A 22,369-nucleotide genomic window follows, 5' to 3' on the forward strand; every position below is an offset into this window, starting at 1 on the left:
CGACCCCCTCCCAAAACTTTTACCCGCACCCGGGGCAAAACGCGCGCCGGCCCCCCCGCCACCGGAGGGCCGCCGCTCAAAACGTTCCGAGGTTCTAGACCGGGCTGAGGCCGAGCTGCTTGCCCGCCAGGGACACCTTCCGCACCGCCAGCTGGTCGGCGATCGCGCGGATCGCGCGGGACGCCTCGCAGTCGGGGTCGGAGAGCACCAGCGGCACGCCCGCGTCGCCGCCTTCGCGGAGCTTCGGGTCGAGCGGGATCTGGCCGAGCAGCGGCACATCGGCGCCCACGTCCCGGGTCAGCGCCTCCGCGACGGTCTTTCCGCCGCCGGAGCCGAACGGCTCGATGTGCGTGCCGTCGGGCAGCGCCATCCACGACATGTTCTCCACCACACCGGCGAGCTTCTGGTGGGTCTGGGTGACGATCGCCCCGGCGCGCTCGGCGACCTCGGCGGCCGCCTGCTGCGGGGTCGTGACGACCACGAGCTCCGCGGTCGGCAGGAGCTGCGCCACCGAGATGGCGATGTCGCCGGTCCCGGGCGGCAGGTCGAGCAGGAGCACGTCCAGCTCGCCCCAGTACACGTCGGCGAGGAACTGCTGGAGCGCGCGGTGGAGCATCGGCCCGCGCCACACCACGGCGGTGTTGCCGGGCGTGAACATCCCGATCGAGATGACCTTCATGCCGTGCGCCTGCGGCGGCATGATCATGTCCTCGACCTGGGTGGGCGCGCCTTCGACGCCGAGCATCCGCGGGATCGAGTGCCCGTAGATGTCCGCGTCCGCGACGCCGACAGAGAGGCCCTTCTGCGCCAGGGCCGCAGCGAGGTTCACCGTCATCGACGACTTGCCGACGCCGCCCTTGCCGGAGGCGATCGCGAACACGCGGGTGCGCGACTCGGGCAGGTTGAACGGGATCACCGGCTCGGCGCCGGCGCGGCCGCCGCGGAGCTTCGTCTGCAGGTCGGCGCGCTGCTGCTCGCTCATGACGCCGAACTCGAGCTCGAGTTCGGAGACGCCGTCGACGCCGTCGACGGCGCCGGCGATGTCGCGCTGCAGCGTGTCGCGCATGGGGCAGCCCGCGACGGTGAGGAGGATCTTCAGAGACAGGCGACCGCCGTCGACCTCGACGGTGTCGACCATGCCCAGCTCGGTGATCGGGCGGCGGATCTCGGGGTCGTTGACGTGCGAGAGCGCTTCGTGCACGGCCTCGATCACGTCCTTGACAGCGGCAGCGTTGTCAGACATGACTCAATCGTAACGAGGCGATTCGCTGCGGCAATGTGAGCGTCGCCTTACCGCCCGGCGGGCCGCGCCGCGCCGGCCGCGCCTTCCGGGACGCCGCGCTATAACTGGCCCATGCTTCCCTTTGCGATCTACGACGTGTTCTCCGACCGCGCCTACGCGGGCAATCAACTCGCCGTCGTCTTCGACGGCCAGGCACTCACCACCGTGCAGATGCAGGCGATCGCCCTAGAGTTCAACTTCTCCGAGACCGTGTTCGTCCTCCCGGCCGCCGCGCCGGGCGCCGACTATCTCGCCCGGATCTTCACCCCTGCGGAGGAACTTCCCTTCGCCGGGCACCCCACGATCGGCGCGGCGATCGCCGCCGTCGAGTCCGGCCGGGTCGCGCCGGGCGGCGGCACGGTCGTCCAGGAATGCGGCGCGGGCCTCATCCACGTCTCTGTGGACGGCGGCACCGCGAAGCTCACCTCCACGGCGATCGCCGTCGGCCCCGAGCTCGACCCGAAGACCGCGGCCGCCGCGATCGGTCTCGACGCCGCCAAGATCCTCGGCACCCCGAAGAACGCCAGCGCCGGCCTCGACCACAACTTCGTGCGCCTCGCCGACGAGGACGTGGCCGCCGCCGTCGACGTGCCGGGCCACCTCGAGAAGGTCTACGTGTTCAGCTTCGACGAGGACTCGCACGCGGTCCACGCCCGCCTGTTCCACCGCGGGGTCGGCGAGGACCCGGCGACGGGTTCGGCGGCGGTCGCGCTCGGCGTGCACCTTGTCGACCAGGGGTTGATCAGCGGCGACGGCGTGCACTCGTACGAGATCGCGCAGGGCGCCGAGATCGACCGGCCGTCTTCGCTGCACGGCGAGGTCGTGGTGGAGCACGGTGCGGCCGTGTCGGTCTCGGTCTCCGGCGCGGCGGTGAAGGTCGCCGAGGGCACGCTGGTGACGCTGCCGGAGTAGTTCAGCCGGAGAATTCGCGGGCGCCGTAGCGTTCGGCCGCAAGGTCTTCGGGCCAGGCGGCCGAGCGCAGCTCGGTGGCCCAGAGGTGGCGCGGCCAGCGGCCCTTGCGCAGGAGCGCGGCGACGAACCGGTCGGGTTCGGGCAGGCTCGTCCACACCGAGGGCAGGAAGGTGGCGCGGCGGCCGCCTCTGTCCTTGAGGGTCAGGCCGTCCCGGCCGGGGCGCAGGTGGTCGAGCAGGGACGTGAAGGCGCGCACGGCGATCGGCTCGGGCCGGGTGAGGACCGTGACGGTGAGGTCGAGGGCGTCGACCTCGGTCTCGTCGACGGGCGGGAGGCGCGGGTCGCGGGCGGCGAGGCGGGCGTTGCGGACGACGTCGACGCCCAAGGGCCGCAAGGCGGTCAGGGTGCCGATGCAGCCGCGGAGGCGGCCGTCGCGTTCGAGGGTCACGAAGGTCGCCTCGCGTTCGGCGAGGGCGGGGCTGTGGGCGGCGGTCTCGGGTGCGGAGGCGATGAGCGCGGCCGCGCCGGGCGGCTTGGGCGCGAACGAGGTCGCGACCGCGCTGCGCGCCAGCGCGGTCAGCACCGGACCGAGGCCGGACTCGGGGTGCGGGTCCATCCTCCGATGGTGCCACGTGGCATGGCGCCGAGTCCGCCCGAGTGCGAGATCGCGGCACCGGAAACGAGCTGCGCTCGTGGCGTGGCGACTCCTTTCGGGTGACACCTGCTCCGCGAACCTCCGTTCTTGTCGGACCCGGGCGGGATATTTGCGGCGGACACTGCTTTCCCCTCTCGTGGTGGGTGGGGGTTTGTGGACGGCATGACGGCGGAGCCGCCGATCGCCTGCACCGCTTCGCCTTTGCCGGGCCTGCACTGGCCGGGTGACCCGATGGTGGGGGTTTGGCGCGGTTCGGCCTGCCGGTGATCTGTTTGGTAACGGTGGCGTGAGAGACTGCGGGGATGAGTGAACCGCGCACGAGCGCCGACGCATTCGACTCGTCCTTCGAGACCGCCGACTACGACGCCGACGCCTATGCCGCTGATCCCTACGGCACCGTCGACCAGGGCCTGGCCGAGGTCATCGACCTGCCGTCGAACGGCGGCACTCAGGCGACGCGGTCCTCTCGCGGCCGGCTGCAGGAACTCGACTCGCTCGCCGGGAAGATCGCGCTGGTCACCGGTGCGGGCGCGCCCGACGGGATCGGGTTCGCCATCGCGACCCGGCTGCGCCTCGCGGGCGCCTCGGTCGCGATCGTCTCCACCACCAAGCGGATTCACGAACGCGCCGAGGAGATCGGCGCGATCGGCTTCGTCGCCGACCTCGCGGACGAAGCGGAGGTGGGCGGTCTCGCGGACGCCGTCGCCGAGGCGATCGGCGAGGTCGACATCCTCATCAACAACGCGGGTCTCACCTCGAAGACCGATCCGGCCGTGGTGAAGCCCGTCGCCCAACTGTCCTATGCGGACTGGCAGACCGAGGTCACCCGGAACCTCGACACGGCGTTCCTCGTCTCCCGCGCGTTCGTCCAGTCCATGGCCGAGCGCGGCTGGGGCCGCATCGTGAACGTCGCGGCCACCACCGGCGTCGTCACCGCCGTCCCCGCCGAAGCCGCCTACGCCGCCGCCAAAGCCGGCGTCACCGGCCTCACGAAGGCCCTCGCGACCGAGGTCGTCGCCGACGGCGTCACCGTGAACGCGATCGCGCCGGGCCTCATCCGCACCGGCTCCTCCACCGTGCCCGAACTCCAGAAGGGCCTCGACGGCCCGATGGGCCGCCCCGGCAGCCCCGAAGAGGTCGCGGCGGCCGCCGTGTTCTTCTGCGCGCCTTCGGCTTCCTACATCACCGGGCAGACGCTCGTCGTGGACGGCGGCAAGTCCCTGCGGGCCTGACCGCCGTAATCGGGACAACTCGGGACTTTGGTCCGCAACCTCGACTTCGTTGCCATCGTTAGATTGTCATGATCATCGAGACATCGACCGAGACCGGGCCGACCGACACTGACACTGGGGGGACGCGAATGGACGAGGCCTTCGGCGAGGGCTCACGCGAAGCCCGGGGGCGCACCGTCACCGGGCTCGTGCTGCTCCTGGGCGGCCTGGTCGGCCTGGCCGCCGCGTTCGACCTCACCTACGAGCGCATCGCCTCGCTCATCGACCCCTCGCACGCGATCTCCTGCGACTTCAACCCGGTCCTCTCCTGCGGCACCGTGATGAACACCTGGCAGGCGTCCGTGTTCGGCTTCCCGAACCCGATGATCGGCCTCGTCGCGTTCCCGCTCGTCGTCTTCATGGGCGCCCTCTGGCTCTCGAAGGTCTCGCTGCCGCGCTGGATCGCGCTGGTCTTCAACCTCGGCGCGCTCGGCGGCCTCGCCTTCGTGTCCTGGCTGATCTACCAGTCCGTGTACCAGATCGGCGTGCTCTGCCCGTGGTGCATGGCGGTGTGGACCGTGGTCCTCCCCATCTTCTGGTTCACCACGGTCCGCAACCTCCGCACCGGCGCGATCCCGGTGGGAGAGGACTGGCGCGACGCCGTCGACGACCTCCTCCGCTACCACTGGATCGGCCTGACCCTGCTCTACGCGGCCGTGGTCATGATCGTGGGCACCGGCTTCTGGGACTACTGGTCCACGCTCTTCTAACGAGGCAAAGCGAAGGCCCCGGGTCGCCGACCCGGGGCCTTCCTTTCGCCTCTACGCCAACCGCAGGCCGGTCGGCTCCAGCCAGCCGCCCTCCGAAAGGTATTCGAGCACCTGCTCGACCCCTTCCCCGATGGTGATCTCGCTCGTGTCGATCTCCAGCTCCGGCGCCGGCGGCTCCTCGTACGGGTCCGAGATCCCCGTGAACTCCGGGATCTGCCCCGACCGCGCCTTCGCGTACAGCCCCTTGCGGTCCCGCGCCTCGCACACCTCGAGCGGGGTGGACACGTGCACCAGCACGAAGTCAGCGCCCGCCGCCTCGGCCATGCGCCGCGCCTCCGCCCGGTCCGCCTCGTACGGGGCGATCGGCGCCGCCATCCCGATGCCGCCGTGCCGCGCCACCTCGGCCGCCACGAACCCGATCCGGCGGATGTTCACCGAACGGTCCGCCCGCGAGAACCCGAGCCCGCTCGACAGCAGCCGCCGCACCACGTCCCCGTCGAACAGCGACACCGTGCGCGTCCCGTCCTCCAGCAGCGCCTCGTACACGCCGCGCGAGATCGTGGACTTGCCCGAACCGGAAAGGCCCGTGAAGAACAGCACCAGCCCGCGCTGGCGGCGCGGCGGCCGCGCCTTGCGCAGCTCGGCGGCCACGCTCGGCGGCGTGTGCCATTCGGGGAGCCCGAAACCGCGGTCGAGCATGTCGGCGATCTCGGCGTCGCTCAACGCGATGCGCCGGAACGGCGGCTCGATGTCCTCGATGGGCCGCCACTGGCCGTCCCGGGTGTCGTACGCCAGCTCGCGCGGCACCATCGAGCGCACGCCGTCGCCGCCGCCGAGGCCGTCGCGGCCGGTCATGATGTGGGTCGCGCCGTACGCCGCCGCCACCTTCGCGGTGAGGAGCCCGTCGCGGAGCTTGTCGCCGCGCTTCGACAGCGGCACCGTCAGCACGGTCGCGGTCGGGAGCCGGTCCTTCGCGGCCAGCACCGAGCGCACCAGCGCCGCCGTCGGCAGCCGCAGCTCCCGATCGCCGTTCGTCTCGTCGCCCGTCGGGATCATGACGAGCACGTGCGCGGCCAGATTGTGCGCGGCCCGCGCGAGCTGCGCCAACTGCGGGCGGTGCAGCGGCCGGTCCGCGACCAGCGCGAGCACCCGCGGCTTCGTGTACGTCGTCCGCGCCTGCTCCGGCGTCGCCCGCAGGCCCGTGAACACGCCGTGCGCCGCGTCGGCGATGCGCCGCACCGGGCCGCCGACCCGGACCATGTCCGGCCCGAGCGCGTCGAGGCTGTGGCACTCGACCGCCGCGACCGGCGCCCCCTCCGGGTCAGTGATGCGAAGCACACGCCGCTTCGGGTCGGGGTTGTCGAGCAGCCGCGCGGTCGCGACCGGCACGTCCAGCGTCACCGGGACCGGCCACGCCGTCCCGTCCGGCAGCACGCCGGTCTTCGTCACCGAACGCGCCTCCGCCTCCCCCATGAACCCCCGCAGCGGCGCGTACGCGCCGTACAGCAGCAGTTCCAGGTCGGCCAATTCGTGCGGCAGGGGTGTGTGGCTCGGCGCCTCGGCGAGGATCTCATCGGGCAGTACCCAGTCAGACATCGGCGGTCGGGATCCCTTCGCAGTGCTTCGGGCAGGGGCGGCATCGGATTCGGTCGCACCAGCGTATGCCACGGGACCGTCACTGGCCTCACCCGCGCCAGGCGCTTATGAACCGGATCGTCCCGCATGGCGGACTGAGAAAGTGGCGCACCCATTACCGGTAAGTTACGCTGACAGCGCTTAAGAGCACTAGTGCAGCAAGTGACCGCGGACAAGGACGTCGGCGCGGCCAGCCCCTCGGGTTTGCCCAGACCACCAGTGGAGACCTCCATGGACTACTTCGACTCCTCCAGCGGAACCGACGACAAGCAGCTCCGCCGCGACATCCGCCGGCTCGGCAACCTCCTCGGCCAGGCCCTCGTCCGCCAGGAGGGCCCCCAGCTCCTCGAACTCGTCGAAGAGGTCCGCGGCCTGGTGCGCCACCAGCCCGAGGCCGTCGCCTCCCGCCTCGCCAAGCTCGACGTGAACGAAGAGGTCGACCTCGCCCGCGCGTTCGCCACCTACTTCCACCTCGCGAACATCACCGAGCAGGTCCACCGCGCCCGCGACATGCGCCGCTCCCGCGCCGAGAACGGCGGCTGGCTCTCCCAGGCCCGCGCCGAGATCACCGCCGAGGACATCCCCGCCGACCAGATCGCGGCCGCCGCCGAACGCCTCGAAGTGCGCCCCGTCTTCACCGCGCACCCCACCGAGGCCGCCCGCCGCTCCATCCTCATGAAGCTCCGCGGCATCGCCGACCTCCTCGACGCCGAGACCGCCGAACGCGCCGTCCTCGGCTCCGCCGACGTCGACGCCGTCAACTCCCGCCTCGCCGAGATCATCGACCTCCTCTGGCAGACCGACGAACTCCGCGTCGAGAAGCCCGAGCCCACCGACGAGGCCCGCAACGCCATCTACTACCTCACCGACCTCTACCGGGACGCGGCCGCGCGGGTCCTCACCGACCTCAACGCCACCCTCACCGACCTCGGCGGCTCCCCCCGCCCCGGCTCCGCGCCCCTCAAGTTCGGCACCTGGATCGGCGGCGACCGCGACGGCAACCCCTTCGTGACCCCCGAGGTCACCAAGCAGGTCCTGCTCATGCAGCACGAGCACGGCATCGCCGCCGCCGAAGGCGCCGTCGCCGGACTCATCAACGAGCTCTCCGTCTCCCAGACCGTGCGCCCCGCCGCCCAGGAACTCCTCGACTCCGTCGCCGCGGACTTCAAGATCCTCGACAACATCCCCGAGCGGTACAAGCGCATCTACGCCGAAGAGCCCTACCGCCTCAAGGCCCGCGCGATCGAGGCGAAGCTCGCCAACACCCGCGCCCGCCACGCCGAAGGCCTCCCGCACCGCGCCGGCTTCGACTACGCCGACGGCCGCGAACTCCTCGCCGACCTCCAGGTCATGCGCGACTCCCTCGCCCGCCAGCGCGGCCAGCTCCCCGCCAAGGGCGTCCTCGACCGCGTCATCCGCACCGTCGCCGCCTTCGGCCTCCAGCTCGCCACCATGGACGTGCGCGAGCACTCCGAGGCCCACCACGCCGTCCTCGCCGAGCTGTACGACGCCACCGGGGAACTCGACAAGCCGTACGCCGACCTCACCTCGGACGAGCGCGACGCGCTCCTCGAGAAGGAGCTCTCCGGCCAGCGGCCCCTCGCCCCCGCGAACGTCGAGCTCGCCGAGCGCAACCGCAAGACCTTCAACGTCTTCCACGCCATCCGCGACGCCCAGGTCCAGTTCGGACAGTCGATCGTCGAGTCGTACATCATCTCGATGACCCACGACCCCGCGGACGTCCTGGCCCCCGCGATCCTCGCCCGCGACGCCGGCCTCGTCGACGTCGCCCGCGGCCGCGCCGACATCGGCTTCGTCCCGCTCATGGAAGAGGTCGAGGACCTCGCCGGCGCGGACACGCTGCTCGACCGGCTCCTCAGCCTCCCCGCGTACCGCGCGATCGTCGCCGCCCGCGGCGACGTCCAAGAGGTCATGCTCGGCTACTCCGACTCCAACAAGGACGCCGGCATCACCGCCAGCCAGTGGAACATCCAAAGCGCCCAAAGGCAACTGCGCGACGTCGCCCACAAGCACGGCGTACGCCTGCGCCTCTTCCACGGCCGCGGCGGCACCATCGGCCGCGGCGGCGGCCCCACCCACGAGGCGATCCTCGCGCAGCCCTCGGGCACGCTCGACGGCGCCATCAAGATCACCGAGCAGGGCGAGGTCCTGTCGGACAAGTACACGCTGCCCGCGCTGGCCCGGGAGAACCTCGAGCTGACCGTGGCCGCTTCGCTGAAGGCGACGCTGCTGCACACCGAGCCGCGCCACCAGCCGGACGTGCTGGGCCGCTGGTTCGGCGTCATGGACCAGACCTCGGAGGCCTCGAAGGCCACGTACCGGGAGCTGACCGGGCAGCAGGGCCTCGCGGACTACTTCTGGGCCGTGAGCCCGACGGAGCTGCTGGGCGCGTTGAACATCGGTTCGCGCCCGTCGAAGCGCCCGAACACGGACGCGGGCCTCGGCGGCCTGCGGGCGATCCCGTGGGTGTTCGGCTGGACGCAGTCGCGCCAGATCGTGCCGGGCTGGTACGGCGTGGGTTCGGGCCTGGCGGCCGCCCGTGAGGCGGGCCTGGGCGACGACATCGCCGAGATGTACGAGAAGTGGCACTTCTTCCGCAACTTCGTCTCCAATGTGGAGATGACGCTGGCGAAGACCGATCTCTCGATCGCGAGCCAGTACGTGTCGACGCTCGTTCCCGCTGAGCTGCAGCCGATCTTCGAGACGATCAAGACCGAGCACGAGCGCACGGTCGCGGAGGTCCTGGCCCTCACCGGCGGGGAGAAGCTGCTGGACGCGAACCCGCAGCTGTCCCGGACCCTCGAGGTCCGCGACCGCTACCTCGCGCCGCTGCACCACCTGCAGATCTCGCTGCTCAAGCGGTACCGCTCCGAGGGCGGCGCGGACGGCGACGTCGACCCGCAGCTGAAGCGCGCCTTGCTGATCACCGTGAACGGCATCGCGGCGGGTCTGCGCAACACCGGCTGATCCGGTCCTGGAATTCGCGTCCGGTTTCGCGGGATTTGGGGCTGCGGGTGCGCGTGGTAGGTTCTGCGCGCACCCGTTCCCACGACCCGAAACGTTGAGGCCATGGCCAGAGTCCTGCAGGTGAGCGTCCGGAACGCCAAGTACCAGCAGTGGGAGACCCTGCTGCGCAATCGGAACAAGCGGCATCGCGCCGGGTCGTTCCTGGTGCAGGGCGTGCGGCCCATCTCGCTCGCGGTCGAGCACGGCTGGACGATCGAGGCCCTGCTCTACGACGCGGACCGGGGCCGGCTCTCCGATTGGGCCCGTGGGCTTCTCGAGCGCCCGCATATCGAGCAGGCCGCCGTCGCGGGCCCGCTCCTCGCCGAGCTCGGCGAGAAGGAGGACGACAATCCGCCCGAACTCCTGGCGCAGGTGAAGATCCCGCAGCGGAAGCTCGCCGACCTCGAGACGCGTCCGGATTGGCTCGGCATCGTGATCGACCGGCCGACGAGCCCGGGGAACGTCGGATCGCTCATCCGTTCGGCCGACGCCTTCGGCGCGGACGCCGTGGTCATCACCGGCCGCAATGCGGCGGATCCCTACGACCCCAAGGCGGTTCGCGCCTCGACGGGGAGTCTCTTCGCGATGCCGGTGGTGAGCGCCGCCTCCGCGCACGAGGTGGCGGAGTGGGCTCGGAAGCAGCCGCATGCGCCTGCTGTCATCGGCACGGATGAGCGTGGGGAGAAGGCTTTGTCGGAGCATGATCTGCGCGGGCCGACTTTGCTCGTGGTCGGGAATGAGACCACAGGGATGTCGAAGTCCTGGTTCGAGCTCGCCGATGCGACCGCGCGGATTCCCATGTCGCCCAAGGCGGCTTCTTCTTTGAACGCGGCCAATGCCGGGTCTGTGGCTCTGTATGAGGCCGCGCGGCAGCGCAGCGAAGACCTGAACAGCGAAGGGCGGGCCGTGCCCGGAGTGTGAAGGCACGGCCCGCCGCTCGGGGTGTTACCGGGTGAGGACCGACGCGGCGGCCGGGTGCGTCTCGACCTCTACGACCTCGGTGCCGTCCTCGGCGGTCACGGTCGTCCCCGCTCCGGCGTCGGCGCTCGGGCCGCCTGCCGGCGGTGCGCCGACGACCACGGTCACGGGCTTGCCGTCGGAGTCGACGACCGGCCGGCCGGAACCGTCGGCGACGCCGACCGTGTCACCGAGCTCGGGCATCTCGGTCGGGGCCTCCATGCCGCTGAACGAGTAGTCGGGCAGGTAGTGTGCGCCCGACCAGACCGCCCCGCCGAACCAGTTGTTGTTCCACACGTAGCCGACGCCGTTGGTGGCGTAGTAGCTCGATCCGCAGATCGGCTGGCCGATCATCCGGGCCTGGATGGCCAGTTCCGTCGAGGTGGTGTCGTTGTAGACCCAGTCGGTCTGGTCGCACAGGTACCAGTAGGTGCCGAGCCATACGTACGTCTCGATCTTGGCGCTGATGTAGCCGGCCGGTCGATCGAGCCCCCAGGCACACGGGTAGGCGCCCGAGGGCGTCGCAAGGACCGTGGAGGCGTCGATGTCGACGCGCGCGTACCCGTTGCCATCGCCGTGCGAGACTTCGGAGCGGTCGAAGACGCAGAGGTCGTTGCTACGGTACGTGAAGGCCTCCTGGTACACGTAGTGCGCGGCCGCCGGGGACGCGCCGATCAGGATCAGGGCCAGGGTGCCCGCGGCGGCCGCGAGCAGCGACCGCACGAGCGAGGTTCGAACCCGATTGCTCATCGGTATTCCTTTCCCCAGGGGAGTGTCGCCCTGGAGATCCGATCCTGCTCGCGCGGGGGCGGACGCGGCGGGATCCGAACGAAACCGAACGACCGGAGGGGAGAGTTCGCTCGGCGTTTCCATCCATAGTGGGATGAGGCTGCTTGTCGGAGCGGCGGCTGGGCGGCTTTCTGTTCGGAGTCGGGTTGCGGTTCAGGCGGGCGGCGACGAAGAGGCTGTGGATCGGGCGGGTCGGATGGCGGGATGTGGGTTTGTTTTGGGGTGGGCGACACTTCCGACCGCGGGGGCCGGTGTTGGCTGTTCCCTTGGGGCGCAGTGGGGTTGGGGCGAATGTGAGGGTCTTATACCCCTGTGGGTGATGACGGTGTGGGGTGGTGCGAGGGATGATTGATGTACGCACAGGGATACGGAAAACGTACAGGTGGCGATTAGGTGCAAGCAGACTACGCCAAGCCTCTGGCCGAAACCCAAACCAGACCGATTCCGAGACCAGCGCCTTGACGAAGCGGTGGTTTCAGTCCTCTCGTGCTATCGGGTTCCACAGCGGACCACGACCCTTTCAAAGGGGGCGTGCTGGGTGGGAGATCGTTGGTCGGGATCACCTCGACCGCGGCAGTGCTCTGAACGAGGCACACGCTTGTTAGACCGCCAGCATGATCGGTGATGCCAGATCGGGCATTAGAGGACCCGACTCGGCAACACCACACCCATGGCGAAACAATCCCTTCCACACTCGCATCTTTGTGGTGCGCAAGGAAGGAGCATCCCGGCCGGTACGCCACCGTGTCTCCGGGAAGCACTGCCCCACACCTTTGTTGAAGGTGCGCGGGATCGGCATTACTTCCCGTGCAAGTGAATCGGGAACGGGAGAAAAGGAAGGAGGATTCAGCCGCGTTGGACGCGGCTCCAGATCTCGCTCACTCTGGCGGGGGATCACGCTCACCCTTGAAGGGGAGTTCGTGGGCACTGCTGGTGGCGACCATGGATTCGATCCCGCTGATCGGCGGACACCATCCCCTGAGTCTGGGAGGACACATGACTGCGCTTATCGACCCCTCGGCCGGCAATGACTTGTCGGCGACCGGTTCGACGCCTCGCCGCGCACCTGTAGCGGGTGCCGCGATGTGCGCTGGTGCGATCGTGTTCGCCGCCATCGGTTTCCCCGGAGTCAGTGCGGCGCTGCCGCAGTCGACCGACTGGGCGGGGCTGGCGGGGGTGCTCCTGGTGCTGGCGGGGTTCCGGGTGTTCGGGCTGCGGCATCGCGCGGAGCTCGGGCGGCTCGGGGCCTGGGGGCGCGGCCTGATGACGGCCGGGCTCGTGGCGACGGCGGTCGGGTTCCTGGCGAACGCGGTCGGGCCGCTGGAGCCGGGCGGGGCCGAGGGGGTCGTGGCGATTGCAGGCGTACCTGCCTGGATGCTCTCGCACCTGGTCTACATAGGTGCGACGGTGCTCGGGGCGGCATGCCTCCGGAAGCGATCGGGTCCGCGTCCCACGGCGGTCCTGATGATCGCAAGCCTGCCTTTGCTCGTCCTCGGTGTCGCTGCCGGTTTGACCTCGGGTGAACCGGCCTCGGGCTACATCACATGGGCCGCAACCGAGGGGCAGGCCGGGTTGGTCTGGTCGCTGATCGGCTTCCGACTCTGCCGCCGGGGCTGATCAGACCGAGGCCTGCTTCGCGGCCGCGTCTTCCGCGAGCTTCCGTTCGTGCTGCTCGAGCGCCTTCGCCCAGAGCTGCTGGATCTCGGTGTCGCTCAGCGTCAGGTTGAAGCGGCCGCGCAGTAGTGCGGCGAAGTCGGCCGGGTCGGCCACGACGCGGACCGACTTGCCTTCCGGCAGTTTCGGGTCGTGGACCGTGAGGGTGCGGGCGCGCAGGACCCAGATGTCGGTCTCGCCGGGGTTCTGCACCGTCAGGGTCTTCACGAACGGCGACTCGGGGGAGGTCGAGAGCTCGGTGCACCTCGCCTCGAACTCGGCGACTTCCCGGCGGTCGAGGGTGAAGTCGAAGGTCAGGTTGGTGACGCGAGGGTCGATCGAGCAGCGCCACTCGTCATTGCCGATGCTCCACACCCCGAAATTGAAGGGCCCGACCCGGTAGCTGCCGTTGCGGATCGGCAGCGGATCGCGGAAGCCCGTGCCGATGCCCGCGTCAGCCAAGTACTGGTCCCCGTTGGGGAAACGCACCACGAGCGGCATGTGGTTCCACCAGTTGCCGTCGCCCTCGGTCTCGCGGGCGACTCCGCCGAGGACGCGGCGCACGTCGAAGCCCATGGCCTCCAAGGCGTACGCGAGCGTCCCGTTGTGCTCGTAGCAGTACCCTCCCCGCCCGCCCTCGACCAGCTTGGCGTACAAGGAGTCCGCGTCGAGCCGCAGCGGCCGGCCGAGCTGGATGTCCAGGTTCTCGTAGGGCATCGCGTCGATGTGGGCGCGGTGGATCCGGCGCAGCGCGTGCAGCGTCGGTCGCCTCGGGGCCCTGATCCCGACGCGTTTGAGATAGGCCGCGAGCTGCGAGGAGTCGAACACCCCTCGACCATAGCGCGAGACGCCGCCGCAGGTAGCGGTCCCGATGGTTGCGATACGGGAATGATGTTGCGGGACTGGGGGTTCGCCGCGCCTGGGACCGCGCGCGTCGGGCGCGTGTGGGATAGTCTCCACAGCTTGCAGACTCTGCTCCCGAAACTGCCCTTGAATGGAGTCCCCACTATGGTCATGGGCCCGACCCACGCCATGTCCGGTGCCGCCCTGTGGCTCGCGGGCTCGGCGGTCGCCGACATCGCGTTCGGCATCGACCAGTCCTCCGCCGAACTCGTCGTCGGCACCATCGTCGCCGCCGGCGCCGCGCTCTACCCCGACATCGACTGCGCCGGCAAGGTGACCGAGAACAAGGGCGGGTCCACTGTGGCCCGATCGTTCGGCGTCGCCTCACTGTTCGTGGCCGAATGCGTCGAACGCCTCTGCTACTGGTTCTACCTCCTCACCAAGTCCAAGAAGGACAAGAAGCGGAAGAACGGGCACCGCACCTTCACCCACACCGCCGTCCACGCCGCCCTCGTGGGCACCGGCACCGGGTTCCTCGCCGCCCAGTTCGGGAAGCCCGCCGTCATCGCGATCCTGTTCGTGCTCACCGGTCTCGCCGTGCGCGGCCTGCTCGCCGAGACCGTGGAGAAGAAGGGCTGGGTCGTCACCACCGGCGTCGCCCTCGCCGCCTCCTACGGCATGTACCGCTTCCTGCCCGAAGGCCGCGACTACTGGATCCTCGGCCTCGCGATGGGCATAGGCTGCTTCATCCACATCCTGGGGGACATGATCACGAAGATGGGCTCGCCCCTGTTCTTCCCGATCCCGATCCAGGGCCGCCGCTGGAGGGACATCGGCCTGCCCAACAAGATCGCCCTCCGCGCCGGCGGCAAGGAGGAGAACCGCATCCTCCTGCCCGTGCTCACCGTCCTCGTCGTGATCGGCATGCTCTACAACGTGCCCGAGGTGCAGCACCTGATCTTCGACACCAGCACCGGCCAGGGCGCCGCCGAATAATCGCGGTCTGCGCAGCGGACGGCGCGAGGTAGACTCGACCGGTTGCCGGAATCGGGACACCTGCCATGTATGGCCGGGTGGACCTGGATTCCGGCCAATCGTCGTGCCTCGAGCACAGCCGAACCCGGAACCTCGCAGGAGTCCGCATGTCCGAAGGCCGATCCGTTCCGAAACTCGCGAGCCTGCTCACGGCCGTCGCGAAGGCGCCCAAGCTCGCCCGCATCGCCGAGCTCGCCGCGTCCTCCGACCGTCCCGTGGACGTCGTCGCCGTGCCCGGCGCGCGCCCCCTCGCGCTCGCCCAGGCCGCGACCAACGCGCGCGGGCCCGTGCTCGCGATCACCGCGACCTCCCGCGAGGCCGAGGAGCTGGCCGAATCCCTCGCCTCCTACATCGCGGAAGAGGACATCGCGCTCTACCCCGCGTGGGAGACGCTGCCGCACGAGCGCCTCTCCCCGCGCTCGGACACCGTGGGCGCCCGCCTCGAACTCCTGCACCGCATCCACGCCGGCGACGTCCCGCGCGTCATCGTCACCCCCGTCCGAGGCGCCCTCCAGCCCCAGCTCAAAGGCCTCGGCGAACGCGAGCCCGTGCAACTGCGGCGCGGCGACGAGACCGACCTCACCGACCTCGCCGCCCACCTCGTCGACCTCGCCTACGAACGCGTCGACCTCGTCGAGAAGCGCGGCGAGTTCGCCGTGCGCGGCGGCATCCTCGACGTGTTCCCGCCCACCGCCCAGCACCCGCTGCGCCTCGAGTTCTTCGGCGACGAGGTCGACTCCATCCGCGAGTTCTCCGTCGCCGACCAGCGCTCCCTCGACGAGGCCCCCGAACTGCGCGCCGTCGCCTGCCGCGAACTCCTCCTCACCGACGAGGTGCGCGAGAAGGCCGCCGCCCTCGGCGGCACCTACCCGGGCCTCGCCGAGATGTGCGCCAAACTCGCCCAGGGCATCCCGGTCGAAGGCATGGAGTCCCTGCTGCCCGCGCTCGCCGGACCCGATGAGCTGCAACTGTTCCAGGAGGTCCTGCCCCGGGACGCCCTCGTCGTCGCGATCGAGCCCGAGCGCATCCGCAGCCGCGCCCTCGACCTCGTCGCCACCTCCAACGAGTTCCTCGACGCCTCCTGGGCGGCCGCCGCGGCCGGCGCCGAAGCCCCCGTCGACCTCGGCGCGGGCACGTTCCACGACCTCGCCGAGGCCCGCACCGCCGCGCTCGCCAAGGGCCAGCGCTGGTGGACGATCTCGCCGTTCGCCGTCGCCCCCGAAGAGGACGGGACCGCCGCGGAGCTCGCGGCCATCACCGGCGAACCGCTCCACTATGGATCAGTCTCGCCCGACGACGCGGTGACCGTGGACCTCGGCGTCACCGAGACCCCGCGCTACCACGGCAACACGCCGCAGCTCGTGGCCGACATGCAGGCCTGGACCCGCGACGGCCGCGCCGTCGCCGTGGTCTACCCGGCCCTCGGCGGGGCCGAGCGCGCCGCCGAGCAGTTGAAGGCCGAGGGCATCGGCGCGCACCTCGAGGCCGCGCCGCAGGAGTTCCGGTCCGGCGAGGTCGTCGCCTGCACCGGCACGCTCACGCTCGGATTCGTCGACCCGGCTTCGGGTCTCGTGGTCGTCACGGCCGCGGACATCGCGGGCGGCAAGGCCCTCGCGGCCCAGAAGCCGCGCAAAGGCAAGGCCGCCAAGCGCCGCGGCATGGTCAACCCGCTCGAGCTGTCCCCTGGGGACTTCGTGGTGCACGACGCGCACGGCGTCGGCAAGTACGTGGAGATGGTGCGCCGCGCGATCGGCGGGGCCGAGCGCGAATACCTCGTGATCGAGTACGCCGCTTCCAAGCGCGGCCAGCCGGGCGACCGCCTGTTCGTCCCGACCGACTCGCTCGAACAGCTCACGCGGTACGTGGGCGGCGAGCAGCCCACCGTGCACAAGCTCGGCGGCGCGGACTGGCAGAAGACGAAGCGCCGCGCCCGCAAGGCCGTGCGCGAGATCGCCGCCGAACTGATCCAGCTCTACGCGGCCCGCCAAGCGGCCGAAGGGCACGCGTTCAGCCCGGACACGCCATGGCAGCGCGAGCTCGAGGACGCGTTCCCGTACATCGAGACCCCCGACCAGATGTCCGCGATCATGGACACCAAGGCGGACATGGAGGCGCGCGTCCCCATGGACCGCCTCGTCATGGGCGACGTGGGTTACGGCAAGACCGAGGTCGCGGTGCGGGCCGCGTTCAAGGCCGTGCAGGACGGCAAGCAGGTCGCGGTCCTCGTGCCCACCACCTTGCTCGCGAGTCAGCACTACGGCACGTTCGTGGAGCGCATGGGCCAGTTCCCGGTGAAGATCAAGCAGCTCTCGCGCTTCCAGTCGACGCGCGAGGCCGCCGAGATCCAGAAGGGCATCGCCGCGGGGGAGATCGACATCCTCGTGGGCACGCACCGGCTCCTGCAGGCCGAGACCCGCTTCAAGGACCTCGGTCTGATCATCGTGGACGAAGAGCAGCGGTTCGGCGTGGAGCACAAGGAGAAGCTGAAGGCGCTGCGCGCCGCGGTGGACGTGCTGACGATGTCCGCCACCCCGATCCCGCGCACGCTCGAGATGGCGGTGACGGGCATCCGCGAGATGTCGACGATCGCCACCCCGCCCGAGGAGCGCCACCCGGTGCTGACCTATGTGGGCGCTTGGGAGGCCAGGCAGGTCGCCGCCGCGATCCACCGGGAGCTGCTGCGCGACGGCCAGGTGTTCTACCTGCACAACCGGGTCGAGTCCATCGACCGGGCCGCGACGAGGCTGCGCGAGCTCGTTCCCGAGGCCCGGATCGCCGTGGCGCACGGCAAGATGGGCGAGGGCCAACTCGAGAAGATCATGCAGGGCTTCTGGGAGGGCGAGTACGACGTGCTCGTCTCGACCACGATCATCGAGTCCGGCATCGACATCCCGAACGCGAACACGCTCATCGTCGAACGCGCCGACCTGCTCGGGCTCTCGCAGCTGCACCAGATCCGCGGCCGGGTGGGCCGCAGCCGCGACCGGGCGTACGCGTACTTCCTGTACCCGCCGGAGCAGACGCTCTCGGAGACCGCGCACGAGCGGCTGGCGACGATCGCCCAGCACTCCGAGCTCGGCGCGGGCATGTACGTGGCGATGAAGGACCTCGAGATCCGCGGCGCCGGCAACCTGCTGGGCGCTGAGCAGTCCGGGCACATCGCCGACGTCGGCTTCGACCTGTACCTGCGCATGGTCGGCGAGGCGGTGGCCTCCTTCAAGGGCGGCGCCGAGGAGCCGCCGGCGCCCGTGAAGGTCGAGCTGCCGCTCGACGCGAACATCCCGTTCGACTACGTGGAGGTCGAGCGGCTGCGCCTGGAGATGTACCGCAAGATCTCCGAGGTGCACACCGAGGCCGAGCTCGACGAGGTGCGCGAGGAGATGGAGGACCGGTACGGGCCCGCGCCCGACCAGGTCCAGACCCTGTTCCACCTGGCGCGCTTCCGCCTCCTCGCCCGCGCGCACGGCCTCACGGACATCGGCCTGCAAGGAAAGAACCTCCGGTTCTCCACGGTCGAACTGCCCGACTCGAAGCAGCTCCGCCTCGGCCGGCACTACCCGGACGCGCACTACAAGGAGCCCGCGGGCCTCATCAGCGTCCCGCGCCCGACCACGTCGCGGATCGGCGGCAAGCCCCTGGAGGGCCTGGCGCTCCTGCAGTGGTGCGCTGACCTGGTCAAAGACATCATCCCCGAGGTCGCCTGAAGCACGGTCGCCTGAAGAACTTCAAACTTATTCCTTGACAAGAATATTCTCCATGGGGCATATTTTTCCTCATGGAAGCAATCCTCGCCGCACTCGCCGACCCGGCCCGGTGGCGGCTCGTCAACCTGCTGGCCGAACGGCCGCGGCCGGTGGGCGTCCTGGCCGAACTGGCCGAGGCGCGCCAGCCGCAGACCACGAAGCACCTGCAGGCCCTCGAACGCGCCGGCCTCGTCGCCTCCCAGCGCAACGGCCAGCGCCGCATCTACGCGCTCCGCTCGACCCCCTTGCGGGACCTGGCGACCGCGCTCACCGCACTGGCCGAGGCCGCTGAAGGCCACGGCGGGTTCGACGCCTACGCCGCGAGCGCCGCGGCCGAACGCCTCGCGGCGACGGGCGCGGGCTGGGCCGACGGCCGCTCGTTCCGGTTCACCCGGGCCCTCCCGGCCGCCCCGGCCGAGGTCTGGCCCCACCTGACCGAGCCGGAACTGCTCGGCGAGTGGTGGGCCCCCGACGACTACCGCGTCTCCGAGCTCGTCTTCGACGCGCGGCCCGGCGGCCGGGTCGTCCTGGAGTACCGCGACATCGACGACCCGGGCACGGACGTGATCGCCGGCCGCGCCGAAGGCGAGGTCACCGCGGCCGTTCCCGATGAGCGCCTTGCCTACCGGCTCTCCCCGCTGCTGCCCGACGGCAGCGGCCCCGCCTTCACCTCCCACGTCGAGTTCGGCCTCCGGCCGACCGGCGCGGGCACGGACCTCGACGTCCACTGGCGCCTCACCGACAGCGCCGTGGACGCCGCCGACTTCGTCGCCGGCATCGAGTCCGGCTTCGGCCAAACGCTCGACAAGCTCACGACCATCCTCGAACGCAACTCCCAAGGAGCCTGAAATGAACGCTCAGCAGCACAACCGCCGCGTCGTCACCAACACCGCGCTGTCCCTCGACGGCCGCTACGCCAAGGCCAACCCGCTCGACATGGGCTGGGTCATGCCGTACGCCGTCTCGGACACCGCCCGCGACCACCTCGCCGCCCTGCACTCGACCGCGACCACGGCCCTGCTCGGCCGCGTCAACGCCGAAGGCTTCCTCGGCTTCTGGCCCACCGTGATCGGCGCCGAGGGCGTCGACCCCCGCGACGAGGCCTTCGCGAAGTGGCTGGTGGAAACGGACAAGACCGTCCTCTCCTCCACACTGGACGAAGCGCCGTGGGAGCGGACCGAGGTCGTGGACAAGCCGACCGCCGAGGCGGTGGCGGACCTCAAGGACACCGAAGGCGGGGACATCCTGGTGCTCGCGAGCGCGAGCGTCATCAAGGCGCTCCTGGCCGCCGACCAGGTCGACCGGCTCGCGATCACGCTCTTCCCGGTCTTCCTCGGCGAGGGCCCGCGCCTCTTCGACGGCGAACTGCCCGAAGGACAGTGGCAGCTCGTGAGCCAGCACGCGGGCGAGGACGGCACGGTCTCGCTGGTCTACGACCGCATCCGCTGAACGCGAGGGCCGACCGGGTCGCGACCCGGTCGGCCCTCCGCCGCGCGGCCCGCCGCGAGACGCGAACGCGCTGCTCGGAACGGGTTTGCGCGACCTGAAACGAGGTACGTTCCGAGCATGAGGGCGACCTTGAAACTCGGGACTGTCGCCGGCGTCGCGATCGGCGCGCACTGGAGCGCCCTCGGCACCATGGCGCTCCTGTTCGCCGTGGTCACCTCCGGATTCGCCCACGCCTACCCCGACGAGCCGACCGCCGCCCGAGTCGCCGCCGGCGCCCTGGCCGCGGTGCTGTTCATGGCCTCCCTGTTCGCCCACGAGGTCGCCCACTCGGTGGTCGCCAAACGCCAGGGACTCGAAGTCGAGGGCATCACGCTGTGGCTGCTCGGCGGCGTCTCCCGCATCCGGGGCGAGGCGTCCCGGCCGCGCGCCGACTTCGCCATCGCCATCGTCGGGCCCGCGGCCAGCCTCGCGTCCGCGGCCGTGTTCGCCGCGCTCGCCTGGGCGTTGGCGGTCACCGGTGTCGGCCCGCTCTGGGTCGCGGTCGCCTCCTATCTGGCGGTCGTCAACGTGCTGCTCGCCGCCTTCAACCTCGTGCCGGCGGCGCCGCTCGACGGGGGCCGCGTCCTCCGGGCGGTGCTCTGGGCGATTCGCGGCGACCGCGCGAGCGCGGCCGTCTGGGCCGCGCGCATGGGACGCGGTTTCGGCATGGTCCTGCTGCTCCTCGGCGGTCTGGAGTTCCTGTTCGGATTCGGATTCGGGCTCTGGTGGCTGCTCCTCGGCATGTTCATCCTGGTCATGGCGGGCGCCGAAGAGCGCCAGGCGCAGACCGGAGCCGCCTTGGCGGGCGTGCGGGTCGGGGAGGTCATGACGCGGGACCCCGAGACCGTCTCCGGGGATCTGAGCGTCGAGGCGTTCCTGGGCGAGTACGCCGTGTCGCGCCGCCACTCCGCGTTCCCGCTGGTCGACGGCCAGGGGCGCGTCGAAGGGCTCATCACCTTCAACCGCCTGATCGCCGTGCCCCACGCGCGGCGCGCGGCCACGACGCTGCGGGACGCCGCCTGCCCGCCCCGCGAGATCCCCTTCGCCGATCCGGACGAACCGGTGACCGGCCTGATCCCGCGCCTCGCGGAGAGCCACGACCACCGCGCCCTCGTGTTCAGCGCCGACCGCCTCGTCGGCATCGTCACCACGAGCGACGTCAACCGCGCGATAGCACTGCACCTGCACCGCGCTTGACGAGTCGCCCGCCGACTCAGACCTGCTCGAAGTAGAACGACTTGATGAAGCAGTCGCGCGGCTGCCCGATCGCGAACCGGACGCAGTCGACCACCGACCGCGCCGACAGCGCGTCCCCGCTGCCGCGCTCGGCGTCCCAATCCGGGCCGAGCGGATCGGGGTTGTCGAAGTCCGGCGGGTACAGCGAGATCACTCGGACTCCTTTGGGCCGCAACCGCTTCGAGAGCACTTCGGTGAACCCGGCCTGGGCGGCCTTCGCGGCGTAGAACGCCTCGTGCGCCTCGGACCGGTGGTTGCCGTACTCGCCGCAGCCGGACACCATGGTCACGATGTCCGGCCGGTCGCTGCGCAGCAGCAGCGGCAGGAGCGTCTTCGTGACGAGCACGGTCCCGGTGGCCCCGGCGCCGATCGTCGCGGCCACCTGGGCGTCGTCGGCTTCGAGGAACCCGCCCGCGTCCAGGTACGGGGCGCCGTTGTTGACGAGCACGTCGATCCGGTCGGCCACCTCGCCCAAGGTCGCCGCGAAATCCCGCACCGACTCGGGGTCGGCGAGGTCGCACTCGAACGCGTGGGCGCGCCCGCCGAGGTGCCGCACGGTCTCGGCGACCGCTTCGGCCGCTTGGAAATCGCGGGCGGCGAGGAACAGCTCCGCGCCGTCCCGGCCCAGCTCGATCGCCAAGCTCCGGCCGAAGCCCCGGCCGGCCCCGGTCACGACGATCCGATACCCCTGGAACCGCATGAGCGCCCTCCCCACGTGTGCAGGTCTCAGCTTCTCACCGACGGCCGCGCGGGGGAGGTCCTCGGACCGGTCCTAATCCTCGGTGCCGAAGCGCTTGGCCACGCGGGCCTTGGCCTTCGCGGCCTCGACCTCGCGGTCCTTCGGCGGCGCGGTCGTCACCAGGTTGTCGAGCAGCTCCTGGGTGGCGGCGGCGATCGCGGCGACGGCCGCGTCGAAGGCCTCCTGGTTGGCGTGCGACGGGTGGGTCGAGCCGCTGATCTTGCGCACGTACTGGAGCGCGGCGGCGTGGACCTCCTCGCCGGTGGCGGGCGGATCGAAGTTGAACAGGGTCTTCACACTGCGGCACATGCCCCCATGGTGGCACGGCGGGCCGACATCGCGCCCGATACGAAAGGGCGGGACCGCTGCCTGCGGTCCCGCCCTGCTCATGCAT

Annotated in this window: 18 protein-coding genes; 11 read left to right on the plus strand and 7 right to left on the minus strand. The window is 70.7% G+C overall.

Features of this window, described 5'->3' with window-relative positions; genetic code table 11:
- Window positions 1–94 precede the first annotated feature (94 nt).
- A complete protein-coding gene (locus O2L01_RS06970; protein WP_270121195.1) occupies window positions 95–1,243 on the minus strand; it encodes an Mrp/NBP35 family ATP-binding protein in 1,149 nt (382 codons plus the stop codon).
- A 111-nt stretch (window positions 1,244–1,354) separates the two neighbouring features.
- Between O2L01_RS06970 and O2L01_RS06975 the strand changes: the two genes are divergently transcribed.
- Complete coding sequence (locus O2L01_RS06975; protein ID WP_270121196.1) at window positions 1,355–2,194, plus strand: PhzF family phenazine biosynthesis protein; 840 nt, start codon at window positions 1,355–1,357, stop codon at window positions 2,192–2,194.
- 1 nt (window position 2,195) lies between these two features.
- On the opposite strand, the gene amrA is transcribed toward O2L01_RS06975, so the two are convergent.
- Window positions 2,196–2,810, minus strand: a complete 615-nt coding sequence (gene amrA / locus O2L01_RS06980; protein ID WP_270121197.1) for an AmmeMemoRadiSam system protein A — start codon at window positions 2,808–2,810, stop codon at window positions 2,196–2,198.
- Between the two features lie 341 nt (window positions 2,811–3,151).
- On the opposite strand from amrA, the gene O2L01_RS06985 reads away from it, so the two are divergent.
- Together O2L01_RS06985 and O2L01_RS06990 are read left to right on the plus strand one after the other, a co-directional pair.
- Window positions 3,152–4,081, plus strand: a complete 930-nt coding sequence (locus O2L01_RS06985; RefSeq protein ID WP_270121198.1) for an SDR family NAD(P)-dependent oxidoreductase — start codon at window positions 3,152–3,154, stop codon at window positions 4,079–4,081.
- A gap of 68 nt (window positions 4,082–4,149) precedes the next feature.
- Window positions 4,150–4,830, plus strand: coding sequence for a vitamin K epoxide reductase family protein (locus O2L01_RS06990; RefSeq protein ID WP_270121199.1), 681 nt, complete (start codon window positions 4,150–4,152; stop codon window positions 4,828–4,830).
- A gap of 51 nt (window positions 4,831–4,881) precedes the next feature.
- On the opposite strand, the gene cysC is transcribed toward O2L01_RS06990, so the two are convergent.
- Window positions 4,882–6,426: an adenylyl-sulfate kinase gene (cysC, locus tag O2L01_RS06995; RefSeq protein ID WP_270121200.1), complete on the minus strand. Its 1,545-nt coding sequence runs from the start codon at window positions 6,424–6,426 to the stop codon at window positions 4,882–4,884.
- A 270-nt stretch (window positions 6,427–6,696) separates the two neighbouring features.
- On the opposite strand from cysC, the gene ppc reads away from it, so the two are divergent.
- Together ppc and O2L01_RS07005 are read left to right on the plus strand one after the other, a co-directional pair.
- Entirely contained in the window at window positions 6,697–9,453 is a 2,757-nt protein-coding gene (gene ppc / locus O2L01_RS07000) for a phosphoenolpyruvate carboxylase (protein ID WP_344469166.1), read from the plus strand.
- A 102-nt stretch (window positions 9,454–9,555) separates the two neighbouring features.
- Window positions 9,556–10,413 carry a TrmH family RNA methyltransferase gene (locus O2L01_RS07005; RefSeq protein ID WP_270121202.1) on the plus strand — a complete coding sequence of 286 codons (858 nt, stop codon included), beginning with the start codon at window positions 9,556–9,558 and terminating at the stop codon, window positions 10,411–10,413.
- 24 nt (window positions 10,414–10,437) lie between these two features.
- Here O2L01_RS07005 and O2L01_RS07010 read toward each other — a convergent pair whose 3' ends face one another.
- Window positions 10,438–11,199 carry a hypothetical protein gene (locus tag O2L01_RS07010; protein ID WP_270121203.1) on the minus strand — a complete coding sequence of 254 codons (762 nt, stop codon included), beginning with the start codon at window positions 11,197–11,199 and terminating at the stop codon, window positions 10,438–10,440.
- Between the two features lie 981 nt (window positions 11,200–12,180).
- Between O2L01_RS07010 and O2L01_RS07015 the strand changes: the two genes are divergently transcribed.
- The gene (locus tag O2L01_RS07015; RefSeq protein ID WP_270121204.1) at window positions 12,181–12,855 is read left to right on the plus strand and encodes a hypothetical protein; all 675 of its coding nucleotides are present in this window, start codon (window positions 12,181–12,183) and stop codon (window positions 12,853–12,855) included.
- On the opposite strand, the gene O2L01_RS07020 is transcribed toward O2L01_RS07015, so the two are convergent.
- Window positions 12,856–13,719 carry an arylamine N-acetyltransferase family protein gene (locus O2L01_RS07020; protein WP_270121205.1) on the minus strand — a complete coding sequence of 288 codons (864 nt, stop codon included), beginning with the start codon at window positions 13,717–13,719 and terminating at the stop codon, window positions 12,856–12,858.
- 180 nt (window positions 13,720–13,899) lie between these two features.
- Here O2L01_RS07020 and O2L01_RS07025 point away from each other — a divergent pair, with 180 nt between their 5' ends.
- From O2L01_RS07025 to O2L01_RS07045, 5 genes are all read left to right on the plus strand, one after another.
- Window positions 13,900–14,730, plus strand: coding sequence for a metal-dependent hydrolase (locus O2L01_RS07025; protein WP_344469164.1), 831 nt, complete (start codon window positions 13,900–13,902; stop codon window positions 14,728–14,730).
- Window positions 14,731–14,876: 146 nt separating this feature from the next.
- Entirely contained in the window at window positions 14,877–18,473 is a 3,597-nt protein-coding gene (gene mfd, locus O2L01_RS07030; RefSeq protein WP_270121207.1) for a transcription-repair coupling factor, read from the plus strand.
- Between the two features lie 71 nt (window positions 18,474–18,544).
- Window positions 18,545–19,360: a metalloregulator ArsR/SmtB family transcription factor gene (locus O2L01_RS07035; RefSeq protein ID WP_270121208.1), complete on the plus strand. Its 816-nt coding sequence runs from the start codon at window positions 18,545–18,547 to the stop codon at window positions 19,358–19,360.
- A 1-nt stretch (window position 19,361) separates the two neighbouring features.
- Window positions 19,362–19,961 carry a dihydrofolate reductase family protein gene (locus O2L01_RS07040; protein WP_270121209.1) on the plus strand — a complete coding sequence of 200 codons (600 nt, stop codon included), beginning with the start codon at window positions 19,362–19,364 and terminating at the stop codon, window positions 19,959–19,961.
- Window positions 19,962–20,078: 117 nt separating this feature from the next.
- Window positions 20,079–21,197, plus strand: a complete 1,119-nt coding sequence (locus O2L01_RS07045; protein ID WP_270121210.1) for a site-2 protease family protein — start codon at window positions 20,079–20,081, stop codon at window positions 21,195–21,197.
- Between the two features lie 16 nt (window positions 21,198–21,213).
- Here the strand turns inward: O2L01_RS07045 and O2L01_RS07050 are convergent, their stop codons facing one another.
- Both O2L01_RS07050 and O2L01_RS07055 read right to left on the minus strand, forming a co-directional pair.
- Window positions 21,214–21,936, minus strand: coding sequence for an SDR family oxidoreductase (locus O2L01_RS07050; protein ID WP_270121211.1), 723 nt, complete (start codon window positions 21,934–21,936; stop codon window positions 21,214–21,216).
- Between the two features lie 72 nt (window positions 21,937–22,008).
- Window positions 22,009–22,284 carry a DUF2277 domain-containing protein gene (locus O2L01_RS07055; protein ID WP_270121212.1) on the minus strand — a complete coding sequence of 92 codons (276 nt, stop codon included), beginning with the start codon at window positions 22,282–22,284 and terminating at the stop codon, window positions 22,009–22,011.
- Between the last annotated feature and the right edge of the window lie 85 nt (window positions 22,285–22,369).

Source organism: Glycomyces lechevalierae (assembly GCF_027622945.1).
Lineage (GTDB): Bacteria > Actinomycetota > Actinomycetes > Mycobacteriales > Micromonosporaceae > Glycomyces > Glycomyces rutgersensis.